Origin of the sequence: Corynebacterium sp. NML130628 (genome assembly GCF_001875665.1) — a bacterium.
Taxonomy (GTDB): domain Bacteria; phylum Actinomycetota; class Actinomycetes; order Mycobacteriales; family Mycobacteriaceae; genus Corynebacterium.
Genome location: NZ_MLAL01000017.1, coordinates 62,693 through 74,506, shown reverse-complemented (window position 1 = coordinate 74,506; position 11,814 = coordinate 62,693). Strand labels below are relative to the sequence as shown.

Genomic DNA, 11,814 nt, shown 5'->3' with positions numbered 1-11,814 from the left:
GTTCTGTGGTGAACTCCTCCGAGGCGCGGCTGGTGGGAGGGATGACTACCGTCATTGCTGTGTGTCCTTCCTACCCGGTGTAACACCGGGTGACCTGGGGAGTTCACAAGTTCAACGGCACGAGGGGGGCGTGGGAACTATTTCAAACAGACACCTGTGACATAGCCCCACCACCCCCGAATCCCCCTGTTAACGCTGCCGCAACATGCCGTATCGGAAACTGAGCATGTACCCCCAGTACACCCACTCACTCTCTAGGAGGACACCATGAAAAGAATCGTTACCTGCGCCGCAGCCACCGCGATCGCGCTCGGCACCATTGCCGCGCCTGCCCACGCAGCGACGGTGAACGTGAAAGGCAAGGACGGCATGTGCACGGTGCAGCTTTCGGCCGATGAGCAGCGCTTCGTGAAAGCGTGGTTCGACGAGGCGAAGATGATCGGCGCCCATGAGCAGGCGCGTGACTTCGTGGCCGCGGTGGACACCACCTACCCGGACGCCACAAAGCGGCCCGCGAAGCTCGCCGAGAAGTACGCCGAGGCGCAGAAGACGGTGAAAGAGACGAAGCCGACGAAGGAGGGATCGCTCGAGGACATCGACCCGGCGATGCGCAAGGTTGGCCCGGGGAAGAAGCGCGCTGAGGTGCCGTTTGGCGTCGAGAAGAGTGATGCTGAGCTGTACAAGGCGTGGGCCGCCACGCCAGCTGGGAAGGTCGCCGAGAAGCAGGCCATGCTTGACGACGCCGACTCCGCAGCAGCCGCCGCCTGCGCGAAAGGCACCCAGGTGGATGTTGCATACCCTACTTCAGAATCGGAGCTGAACGTGGCGGCGATTGTTGGTGGCGTGATCGCGGCGGTGCTCGCGATCATCGGCCTGATTGCCGCGTTGCCGAAGCTCGGCGTGAAGCTGCCACAGCTACCGATGCTTTAAAACTTCGCGAACTGCCCACCAGCCTTCGCTACCTTCATAGTGTGCTAGCAGACAGAGCACCGTCCTACGATGGGTCATTCCCCTTGTTTTTTCATCACCAACTGGCTAGCATTTTGACTGTAGAGATTGCGCGCCGTGCGCAACTCCACATTGCCAGAAGCCCCGCCGTGCGGGGTTTTTGTGCGTCTACGGCCAAATTCTTTGCCTACCGCTTTCAACAATGTTTTCAATCGCCCCCCCACATCTTTTCTTGGGTTGCGAGCATTTTCGGGTTACCGACTTTCACGTTAAGACGCCGCTGATAGACATAACAGCAAAGGTCAGCGGCTTGCAGCCCTCGCTTCAACCGTGAGTCATAAAACTCCATTTCTTCTATATTGGCGAGTTTGGAGCTTCGGTAGCCGAACGTCCCCTTGGCTTTATACTCGACGAATTCTTTACGTCCTTCCGGAGCGGTGTAGTGATCATCGAGATAGCACTTCGCAATCTCGTTTCTTTTCGAGGCATACTCATCCACCCGCTCCAATATGTAGCCGATTGCTACCGTTCGTGGATTGTAAGCATTTCGATATTTCTTTGCCTGCTCATGCCGGTCAATGGTCTCCACGAACATGGCAGATGCCAACCTGTTTATTATCCCAAGGGCACGTAGATAGATCGATCTCGCGATTCCGATTGGAACCCCATCCCAATCGCGTTTTTGCTGCATGATGTCGTATCCATGCAACTCAGCATTGATATTGACGTAGCCAGTAGTCTCGGCGTAGTCCGTGAGCAAGGCATGCAATTCTTGCTCAAGGCGTAAAAGATTTTCATCCTCCACGATCAAAACGGTGAGGGTGAAGTATTTATCCTTGTGCTCGGATTCATCAATAAATGCATGCAACACATGGATCACCCTAGCAATCCGTCACGCTAGTCTTCTTTCTACGCCGTAATCTGCTCGGTCTGTGCTCGGTCTGGGCCTGACAATATCGCACGTGGTCGATGGTCTGTGCGCCTTCAAGATAGTTCCCGGGCTCGGGAACCATTTCGGCTCCAACCCCGGTTTCGGCGCTTCACTGCGGCGTTTTCCCAGTTAGTCGGAGTGGCCGTCTGAAATAGTTCCAGCGTCAACCGAATAGCGGGGAACAATTTTGGAGCCCGGGGGCTGGGGCTGGGGCCTGGTGTGTACCCAGTGTGTACCGGGCACCATTTTACAAATGTCTAACCCCCTGGCAGAAAACACATCTACCAGGGAGTTTATCCCGAGCCACCTGCGAGAATCGAACTCGCGACCTTCTCATTACGAGTGAGACGCTCTGCCGACTGAGCTAAGGTGGCAACGCTGCACAATATTACAGCACCGCCAAGAATCTACGAAACTGCCAGGTCAGCGGGTGTCGCAGGCGAGGCGGATGTGGCCGAGCATCCCGTTGAATGCCACGACGGGGCTCACCTGCTGCTGGAGGCGCTGGCGGCATTGGGCGATGGCGTCGAGGCACGCTACGAGTCCTTCGGGGCGGACTTTCTCGGCGAGTTCGGCGGCGAGTGGCTGGAAGTCCGGGTGTGTAAGTGAGACTTGGGCGTCGGACTGGACGGCGAGGGCGTCGCGGTAAATGCCGGCGAGGTCTACGAGGATGAGGTCGAACACGTCGCGTTTGCGGCGGGTGCCGCGCGCTTTCTGGCTCGCCTCAAGCGCCTTGACGGAGGCGGAGGCCCCGCGCAACGCTTTCGCCGCTCCCCTGCCTTTCGCGCCAACGCCGAGGGCCCGCTCGAGCTTGGCGCGCTCCTCGGCGTCCTCCGCGGCGTAGTCCTCGACGGCGGTTTTCTCCGTGGCCTTCACTAGGGAGGCAACGGCCTGGAATGCCTGGGCGCCGTGGAAGACCAGCTCGGCGAGGTTGATGGCTTGGGCGCGGCGGATCTGTACGGACTTGTCGTTGACCATCCTGCGGGCCCGGCCCACGTGGCGCAGTGTGGTGGCGGCGGCGAGGCGGGCGTCGGATTCTGTGGCACCCTCCTCCTGCATCAGGATGCGCACCACCTCGCCCTCGGAGGGGGCGGGGATGTAGAGGTGCCGGCAGCGGGAGCGCAGCGTCTGGGAGAAGTCTTCCGGGTCCGTCGATGGCGCGCACAGAATGATCACGGTGTGGGCCGGGGGCTCCTCCACCGTTTTCAGCAGCGCGTCGGAGGCGTCCTGCCCGAGGCGATCGGCGTTCTCGATGATGAGGACGCGCCAGCGGGCGACCGTCGGCATGCGGGCAGCCTGCGCGATGTACTCGCGGGTCTCCTTCACCTTGATCGTCAGTTCCTTGGGCACCACGTGCATGACATCGGTGTGTTGGGAGGACAGCGCGTCGCGGCAGCCCTTGCAGCGCCCGCAGCCGATCTCGTCCGAGTCCGTGCACACCAGCGCAGCCGCGAACGCGAGCGCCGCGTTAGAGCGTCCCGAACCGGGAGGCCCCGTGAACAGCCAGGAGTGCGTCATCGCGCGCGCGTCGCCGATCCCCCGGGCGGCCGCGGCAGCGTTCATGATGACTTGCTGGACGGAGGGGGCGTCGGCAAGTAATTGACTCACGGTAGGCACAAGCCCCAAGCGTACAGTAGGGCGGAAACCCGCTAAAGTGTTACAGCATGGAACGATTCTGGCGCAGTTTCAAATGGCTGTGGGGCACTTCGTGGCCCCTCTACGCCGCAACTGTGCTCGGAACCAACGTCGTCGGCGCTGTGCTGATCATGCTGTTTGTGCGCTTCCTCATCCCCATGCGGGAAGTGCAGCAGCTCAACATTTACGACGAAAGCCTCGGCTTCCTCGGCGCGGCCTACTTCTGCTTTGCCATCTTCGTGGGCATCGTGGTCACGTTCTTCCTGTTCCGGCCGGTGCTCGAGTGGCAGCTCAGCCCCGACGACCACGACCCGAACATGGTGCGCAACCTGGTCATGCGTATCCCGGTACTGCAAACCGTGATCGTGGTCGGGGTGTGGGCCATCGGCATCATGATCATCACCGTGGCCGCCTGGCGCATCGACCACCAGCTGGCAGTGGTGACTTTAGGGTCCACATCGCTGGCGTGCTTCGTCACCGCAGTGATGACGTACCTGCAGGCAGAGCGCCTGGTGCGGCCGGTGGCGGCGTCGGCACTCGCACGGCGCTTCGAAGACTCCACCCTGGAACCGCCGATCAAGCACCGCCTGTACCTGACCTGGTTCACCACCTCCGCCGTCCCAATGTTCGGGGTGCTCGCCCTGTTCTTCGCGCAGCGCCACGACTTCTTCTACAACCGCCCCGGCGAGCTCATGCCTGCCGTCCTCGCGCTGACGCTGACCGCGCTGGCCACCGGCTTCATCGGCACCGCGTTCGCCATCATGAGTGTGGTGGACCCCATCAAGGAGCTGCAGGAAGCCATCAATAAGGTGCGCCGCGGGGAGCGCAACACCCAGGTGGACATTTACGACGGCTCCGAAATCGGCGTACTGCAGGCCGGGTTCAACGAGATGATGCGCGGGCTCAACGAGCGCCAGCGCGTCCGCGACATCTTCGGTCGCTACGTCGGCACCGAGGTCGCCCAGAAGGCCCTGGAGGAGAAACCGGAGCTCGGCGGGGAGGACCGCCGTGTGGCCGTCGTGTTCATCGACGTGATCGGCTCCACTACCTTCGCCGTCAACCACACCCCGGAACAGGTCGTGGCCGCGCTGAACAACTTCTTCGAGATCGTCGTTGAAGTGGTGCACCGCAACAAAGGCGTGATCAACAAGTTCCAGGGCGATGCGGCGCTGGCCGTGTTCGGCGCGCCCGTCTCCATCCACGACGCCACCTCCCACGCCCTCCAGGCCGCCCGCGAACTACGCCGCGAACTGGCCGGCCTCGAGCTGCAGGCAGGCATCGGGGTGGCCTCCGGGCACGTGGTCGCCGGCCACATCGGTGGCTCCGACCGCTTCGAATACACCGTGATCGGCGACGCCGTCAACGCCGCCGCCCGCCTCACCGAACTGGCCAAGGACACCCCTGGCTGCGTACTCACCAACGCCGCGACCCTACGCGCCGCCAACGAGGTCGAGCAGCAGCGCTGGACGCTGATGAAGTCCGTGGAGCTGCGCGGGCGCAACCGCATGACGCAGCTGGCCCGCCCGGTGCGTTCCACCCTGGCGGACCGCTACTAGCCGCTACTAGCTCTTCGTAGCTTTCTTCGTCGCCTTCTTGCGCGTCGTCTTCTTCGTCGCCTTCTTGCGGGTTGTCTTGCGGGCGGCCTTCTTGGCTGGCTTCGGGTTCTCCGCCTCGCGGGCCCGGCGCGCAGACAGCAGCTCGTTCGCGCGCTCGTCCGTCATGGTCTCCGGGGTATCGCCGCGCTGGAGGGACGCGTTTGTGGTGCCGTCGGTGACGTACGGGCCGAAGCGGCCGTCCTTAATGGACATCGGCTTGCCGGACACGTCGTTGTCCCCGAGCAGCTTCAGCGGCGCCTTCGCAGCCCCGCGACCGCGGCGCTTCGGCTCCGCGTAGATGCGGCGCGCCTCCTCCAGGGTGATGCTGAAGATCTGCTCTTCGCTTGCCAGGGAGCGCGAGTCGGTGCCCTTCTTCAGGTACGGGCCGTAGCGGCCGTTCTGCGCCGTGATCACTTCCCCATCGTCGACGCCCACCTCGCGCGGCAGGCTCAGCAGCTGCAGCGCCTGCTCAAGCGTGACAGAGGCCGGGTCCATCGACTGGAACAGGGACGCCGTCGCGGGCTTGAGTTGCTCCTCGACAAGTTCGGTCATACGCTTTTCTTTTTGCTTCGCGGCTGTCTTGGTGTCCCAGTTCTTCTTCCGTTTGCCCTCTTCGGCGCGCTGCTTGTCCTCCGCGGCGCGCTCCTCGGCGATGATTTCTGCGGCGTGGGCTTGCGCCTTCTCCAGCTCGTCGTCGCCGAGTTTCTCGGTGACGTAGGGGCCGAAGCGGCCTTCCTTGGCCACCACCATGCGCCCGTTGGCCGGGTTCACGCCCAGCTCACGGCCGGACTGTGGGGTGGCGAACAGCTTCTCCGCCAGCTCCAGGGTGACCTCATCAGGCGTGGTGGCTTCGGGGATGTTGGCGCGCTGGTACTCCGGTTCGCCGTCGGCGGTGACACCCACCTGGCGTTCCATGTACGGCCCGTAGCGGCCCACGCGCACGTTGACGGCGCGGCCTTCCGCGTCGTCGAAGAGTTTCAGGGAGTTGACCTGGCGGGCGTCGATACGCTCGAGGTTGTCCTCGATGATGTGCTTGAGGCCACCGCGGCGCGCGATCGCCTCGGCGGTGTTGTCGCTGGCGTCGGCGTCGCCGAAGTAGAAGCTGGTCAGCCAGCGGGTGCGGTCCTCGTTGCCGTGCGCGATCTCGTCGAGTTCGTCCTCCATTGAGGACGTGAAGTCGTAGTCCACCAGGGCGTCGAAGTTGTTCTCCAGCAGGCCGACCACGGAAAACGCCACCCAGCTGGGCACCAGCGCGTTGCCGCGGGAGAACACGTAGCCGCGGTCCTGGATCGTCTTAATAATCGACGCATACGTCGACGGACGCCCAATCCCAAGGTCCTCCATCTTCTTCACCAGGCTCGCCTCGGTGTAGCGGGCCGGCGGGTTCGTGGAGTGCCCATCCGCAGAAATCGCGGTGGTAGGCAGCTCGTCGCCCGCGGTGAGCTGCGGTAAGTGCGTCTCGCTGTCGCGGGTGTCCGAGTAGGCGCGCAGCCAGCCCGGGAACGTAATCGTGCGACCAGTTGCAGCGAATTCGGTATCAAAGTCGCCCGCGACAGTCACCTTCGTCGAGTTCCCGCGGGCGTTCTCCATCTGGGACGCCACCGTGCGCTGCCAAATCAGCTCATAGAGCTTGAACTCCTCCGCGTCCAGCACCTTCGACAGCTGCCCCGGCGTAGCAAAACGCTCACCGGCAGGGCGGATCGCCTCGTGCGCTTCCTGCGAGTTCTTCACCTTCCGGTCGTAGATACGCGGCTTGTCCGCCACGTACTCCGCGCCGTACAACTCCGTCGCGGCGGCACGCGCCGCCGACAGACCCTGCTGCGACAGGGACGTCGAGTCCGTACGCATATAGGTAATGTGGCCGTTCTCGTATAGGCGCTGCGCAATACGCATCGTACGCGCCGACGTAAACCGCAGCTTCCGCCCCGCCTCCTGCTGCAGAGTGGACGTCATAAAGGGCGCGTACGGCTTGCGACTGTACGGCTTGTCCTCCACGCCACTCACCGTCATCGAGGTGCCCTTCAGCGCCCCAGCAAGCTCCTCCGCCACCTGCTTATCGACGACCACAACCCCCTCAGCCGACCCCTTCAGCCGACCGCGATCATCAAAGTCCTTGCCCTGCGCAATCCGCGAACCGTTAATCGCAACAAGCTTCGCATCAAACGCCGTACCCCCACCGTACGTCGCGGTCACATCCCAATACTCCGCCGGGATAAACGCCATGCGCTCGCGCTCACGCTCCACAATCACACGCGTCGCCACCGACTGCACACGACCCGCCGACAGTCGCGGCATGACCTTCTTCCACAGCACCGGAGAAACCTCGTAACCGTACAACCGGTCCAGGATGCGACGGGTCTCCTGGGCGTCGACAAGATCCATATCCAGCTCACGGGTATTCTCCGCAGCCTCCCGAATCGCCGACTCCGTAATCTCGTTGAACACCATGCGCTCCACCGGCACCTTCGGCTTCAACGTCTCCAACAAATGCCACGCGATAGCCTCCCCCTCACGGTCCGGGTCTGTCGCCAGCAGCAACTTGTCCGCCTGCTTCAACTTCGAACGAAGATCAGTAACCTTCTTCTTCTTGTCAGGACTGACAACATATATAGGTGCAAACCCAGACTCCGGATTCACCCCCAACTTCGCCCACGGTTCCTTCTTGTACTTCGCAGGGATGTCAGCAGCGCGGCCCGGAAGATCACGAATGTGCCCCACGGAAGCTTCCACAATGTAGTCACTCCCCAAATACTTCTGGATCTTCTTCGCCTTCGTCGCGGACTCCACGATGACGAGGGTCTTGCCGTCTTCAGCCACGCTTCGTGACACCTCACTTCAAGAACTATGTTCGTTAACTCACATAAGTTGTATCAGACAATTAAATAGCAACCCTACAACTCCTCGATTTCACCCCCACCAACTACACTGAACCCCCATGAGCACCATCGGGCACCCAAGGAGGCAAAACCCCAGATGATCGACTCCCTCATCGGCTTCCTCCACACCCTGATGGGCACACCCCTCTTCTACCCACTCGTCGTACTCCTCATCCTCGGCGACGCACTCGTCCCCCTCATCCCCTCCGAAACCGTCCTCAACCTCGCCGGCGCCTTCTCCGCATCTCAAGGCGTACCCAACGCGTGGGGCATCATTTGCGCCGCCATCATCGGCGGCATCATCGGCGACAACATCTGCTTCATCCTCGGCGGCCGCCTCATCGACGTCGTCGACCGCCTCGACCCCAACTCCAAAGCCGGCCAAGCCATCGACTGGGTCCGCCGCAACATGAACCGCGGCGCCGGCATCACCGTACTCGTCGCCCGATTCCTACCCTGGGCGCGCTGGGTCGCCACGATTGTGCTGGGCAGCGTGCGCTACAACTGGTTCGCGTTCTTCCTCTACGACACCATCGGCGTCATCATCTGGGCCTGCCTCTCCGTCGGCCTCGGCTACGCCGGCGGCTCCCTCCTTTCCGACTTCCCCCTCCTCGGCATGATCGTCGGCATCGCCCTCGGCGCCCTCGTCGGCTGGATCATGCAGCGCATCCAGTCCTACATCTTCGAGCTTTTCGACGTCCGGCGCGGCGTCTCCGCCGTATAACCTCCCCGCTTGCGTCCCGTGCGCCTGGGCCTGCGCACCAAATTCCCTCTTTTGGAGGGATGCCGACAGCATTTCCCCAGGTCGTGCCCCCTGCGCGATGGAATTTGGTGCGAGGTGAAGAGGGACGTGCACCAAATTCCAGAATTTCAGGAGGGTGACCCCGCGTTTCCCCAGGTCGCACCCGCTGCGCGATGGAATTTGGTGTACAGCAGCCTGCGCCGTTCGGGCAGAAGGCAAAGAAAAACCCCGGCCGGAGCCGGGGCGTGCACCTCAATAAGAAGGTGTCAGGTTAGAGAGCGGTGACCTGCTGGGCCTGTGGGCCCTTGGCGCCCTCGCCGATCTCGAACTCGACCTTCTGGTTCTCCTCGAGGGTGCGGAAGCCGCTGCCCTGGATCTCGGAGTAGTGGACGAAGACGTCGGCGGAGCCGTCGTCTGGAGCGATGAAGCCGAAGCCCTTTTCAGCGTTAAACCACTTCACGATGCCTGTAGCCATTGGTGTGTTCCCTTTCAAAAGATGGATAAATAAAGTCGTCCACCAGGGCTGATGTCCTGGCGCCCGCGTAAACAATCCCTCGCGAGCACCGTTGAAGGCGCGCACAAAATTTGTTACTGCCAACCAGTGTGCCACAAACTGGCATACTTTGCTGTGTCATGAAGCAGCATTTTGGTTCTTTTGGGGGCGAGCTCGTTCGCGGGCTTCGCGAGCAGTTCCCCCACTCCACGATTACTCACGTGGAGGAGGTTCCGGCGCGCCGGGCTGAGTACGGCGAGTGGCCCGAGTGGGTGCACCCGGCGTTGCGCCACGCGCTGGAGGAGCGCGGTGTGCGGCGGCTGTTTCGCCATCAGCAGTTGTGTGCCGAGGCGGCTTGGCGGGGTGAGGACGTTGTGGTGGCGACGGGGACGTCGTCAGGTAAGTCGTTGGGGTATCAGCTGCCGGTGCTGTCTGCGTTAGCGGCGGACGAGCGGGCGTGCGCGCTGTACATCACGCCGACGAAGGCGTTGGGTTCGGATCAATTGCAGGCGACGTTGGCGCTGACGAAGGATCTGCCTGGGATTACGCCGGCGCCGTATGACGGTGATACGCCGGTTGATGCGCGGCGTGCGATTCGCGATCAGTCGCGGTTCGTGTTCACGAATCCGGACATGTTGCATGCGAGCATCCTTGGTTCGCATGAGCGGTGGGCGCGCCTGTTGCGGCACTTGCGTTTCATTGTTGTGGATGAGTCGCACACCTATCGGGGGGTGTTTGGCGCCAATGTGTCCCTCGTTTTTCGACGCCTGCTTCGCCTCGCCCGCGCGTATGGGTCGGAGCCGACGTTGGTGTTTGCGTCGGCGACGTCGGCGGCCCCGGCGGAGCATGCGGAGCTGCTGTGTGGCAGGCCGGTGCGGGCGGTGGATGTGGATACGGCGCCGACGGGTGAGCGCACGGTGGTGTTGTGGGAGCCTGGTTTCATTGAGGGCGCGGAGGGTGAACACGGTGCCCCGGTGAGGTATGCGGCGACGACGGAGGCGGCGTCGATAATGGGGTGGTTGGTGCGTGAGGGGGCGCGGACCTTGACGTTTGTGCGCTCGCGGCCGGCGGCGGAGATTGTGGCGATGCGCGCGCAGGAGGATTTGAGTGCTGCGGGGCGGCCGGATTTTGCGCAGCGGATCGCGGCGTATCGGGCGGGCTACCTTGCGGAGGACCGTCGTGCGCTGGAGCGCGCCCTGGACGAGGGCGAGATTCTGGGGATGGCGACGACGAACGCGCTTGAGCTGGGTATCGACGTCGGCGGGTTGGATGCCGTGGTGATGGCGGGCTATCCGGGGACGGTGGCGTCGTTTCGGCAGCAAGCGGGCAGGGCTGGGCGTCGCGGGCAGGGCTCGCTGGTGGTGTTGGTCGCCCGTGATGAGCCGATGGATGCCTTCCTGGTGCACCACCCGGAAGCGCTGCTGGGCCGCCCGGTGGAGCGCAGCGTGTTCAACCCGTCGAACCCGTACATCCTGCGCGGCCACCTCTACCATGCGGCGCTGGAGCGCCCGCTGACCTCGAAGGATGTCGACGACTTCGGCGCCCACGACGTGGTGGAGCAGATGTGCGAGGAGGGCCTGCTGCGCAAGCGTCCCCGCGGATGGTTCCCGGCGCCGGACGCTGAGGTGACCGTCTCCATCCGCGGCGGTGCTGGTGCCGAGGTGATGATCGTGGACGTCAGCGACGGCCGTCTTTTGGGCACTGTCGATGCCGCCCGCGCGCTCACCCAGGTCCACGAGGGCGCTGTGTACGTGCACCAGGGCGAACACTTCGTGGTGCAGGAGCTCAACCTGGACGATTACGTGGCCCTCGTGGAGCCCGCGCAGCCCGACTACACCACCCATGCCCGCTCCACGACGGACATCCGCATCCTGGGCGAAGCCCACGAGACCCGCCAGCTGGCGAAGGGTGTGTGGGTGGCCAGCGTGGACGTCGAGGTCACCGACCGCGTGACTGGCTACGTTGTCCGCCTGGCGGACGGCTCAGTCAGCGAACACATCCCGCTGGACCTGCCCGCGCAGCACTTGGAGACCCGCGCAGTGGCCTACACGATCGACCCGCTGGTACTGGACTCGCTGGGCATCAGCGCGGGCGAGGTGCCCGGCGCGCTGCACGCGGCGGAACACGCCGCGATCGGGCTGCTGCCACTCATCGCGACGTGTGACCGCTGGGACATCGGCGGCGTATCGACGGCCCTCCACCAAGACACGCTGCTGCCCACCGTGTTCGTGTACGACGGCCACCCCGGCGGCGCCGGCATGAGCGACGAAGGCTTCGCCCGCTTCCACACCTGGATCACCGCCACCTACGGCGCAGTGGAGTCCTGCCCGTGCGAACACGGCTGTCCGTCCTGCATCCAGTCACCGAAGTGCGGTAACGGGAATCAACCGCTGGACAAACAGGCGGCGCTGAAGGTGTTGGGGCTTCTGAGCAAGGTGTCATCAGTGGACGGGGAAAATCGGGAATTTGGTGCATAGCTTGCGGAGCGAGTGACACCAAATTCCTTTGCGCAGCGGTCACGACCTGGGCAAACGCGGGGTCGCCCTCCCCAAAAGCGGGAATTTGGTGCAGCAGCATTCGGGCCTGACACCACA

The 11,814-nt window shown here is 63.2% G+C and carries 8 protein-coding genes and 1 tRNA gene; 4 read left to right on the top strand and 5 right to left on the bottom strand.

Translation table 11 applies throughout. The annotated features are described in order from the left end of the window. The first annotated feature begins 267 nt into the window (after positions 1-267). Positions 268-930, top strand: coding sequence for a hypothetical protein (locus tag BJP07_RS05415; protein ID WP_071566469.1), 663 nt, complete (start codon positions 268-270; stop codon positions 928-930). A gap of 226 nt (positions 931-1,156) precedes the next feature. On the opposite strand, the gene BJP07_RS05410 is transcribed toward BJP07_RS05415, so the two are convergent. From BJP07_RS05410 to BJP07_RS05400, 3 genes are all read right to left on the bottom strand, one after another. After that, complete coding sequence (locus tag BJP07_RS05410; protein WP_071566468.1) at positions 1,157-1,819, bottom strand: DUF3800 domain-containing protein; 663 nt, start codon at positions 1,817-1,819, stop codon at positions 1,157-1,159. A gap of 361 nt (positions 1,820-2,180) precedes the next feature. Further along, a tRNA-Thr gene (locus BJP07_RS05405) sits at positions 2,181-2,253 on the bottom strand. Between the two features lie 49 nt (positions 2,254-2,302). Beyond that, positions 2,303-3,496 (bottom strand): DNA polymerase III subunit delta', encoded by a 1,194-nt coding sequence (locus BJP07_RS05400; protein ID WP_255365929.1) that lies wholly within the window; start codon positions 3,494-3,496, stop codon positions 2,303-2,305. Positions 3,497-3,543: 47 nt separating this feature from the next. Here BJP07_RS05400 and BJP07_RS05395 point away from each other — a divergent pair, with 47 nt between their 5' ends. Next, positions 3,544-5,070 carry an adenylate/guanylate cyclase domain-containing protein gene (locus BJP07_RS05395; RefSeq protein ID WP_071566466.1) on the top strand — a complete coding sequence of 509 codons (1,527 nt, stop codon included), beginning with the start codon at positions 3,544-3,546 and terminating at the stop codon, positions 5,068-5,070. A gap of 6 nt (positions 5,071-5,076) precedes the next feature. On the opposite strand, the gene topA is transcribed toward BJP07_RS05395, so the two are convergent. After that, positions 5,077-7,926, bottom strand: a complete 2,850-nt coding sequence (topA, locus tag BJP07_RS05390) for a type I DNA topoisomerase (RefSeq protein ID WP_071566465.1) — start codon at positions 7,924-7,926, stop codon at positions 5,077-5,079. Between the two features lie 156 nt (positions 7,927-8,082). On the opposite strand from topA, the gene BJP07_RS05385 reads away from it, so the two are divergent. Then, positions 8,083-8,709 (top strand): DedA family protein, encoded by a 627-nt coding sequence (locus BJP07_RS05385; protein ID WP_071566464.1) that lies wholly within the window; start codon positions 8,083-8,085, stop codon positions 8,707-8,709. A 289-nt stretch (positions 8,710-8,998) separates the two neighbouring features. Here the strand turns inward: BJP07_RS05385 and BJP07_RS05380 are convergent, their stop codons facing one another. Then, the gene (locus BJP07_RS05380; RefSeq protein WP_070363240.1) at positions 8,999-9,202 is read right to left on the bottom strand and encodes a cold-shock protein; all 204 of its coding nucleotides are present in this window, start codon (positions 9,200-9,202) and stop codon (positions 8,999-9,001) included. A gap of 158 nt (positions 9,203-9,360) precedes the next feature. Between BJP07_RS05380 and BJP07_RS05375 the strand changes: the two genes are divergently transcribed. Beyond that, on the top strand, positions 9,361-11,697 hold the full coding sequence (locus BJP07_RS05375) for a DEAD/DEAH box helicase (protein ID WP_071566463.1): 2,337 nt from the start codon (positions 9,361-9,363) through the stop codon (positions 11,695-11,697). The last annotated feature ends 117 nt before the right edge of the window (positions 11,698-11,814 follow it).

Coding starts and splice junctions, on each gene's coding strand:
- BJP07_RS05395 (WP_071566466.1), top strand. CDS start 3,544: ATGGAACGATTCTGGCGCAGTTTCAAATGGCTGTGGGGCACTTCGTGG.
- BJP07_RS05385 (WP_071566464.1), top strand. CDS start 8,083: ATGATCGACTCCCTCATCGGCTTCCTCCACACCCTGATGGGCACACCC.
- BJP07_RS05375 (WP_071566463.1), top strand. CDS start 9,361: ATGAAGCAGCATTTTGGTTCTTTTGGGGGCGAGCTCGTTCGCGGGCTT.
- BJP07_RS05380 (WP_070363240.1), bottom strand. CDS start 9,202: ATGGCTACAGGCATCGTGAAGTGGTTTAACGCTGAAAAGGGCTTCGGC.
- BJP07_RS05415 (WP_071566469.1), top strand. CDS start 268: ATGAAAAGAATCGTTACCTGCGCCGCAGCCACCGCGATCGCGCTCGGC.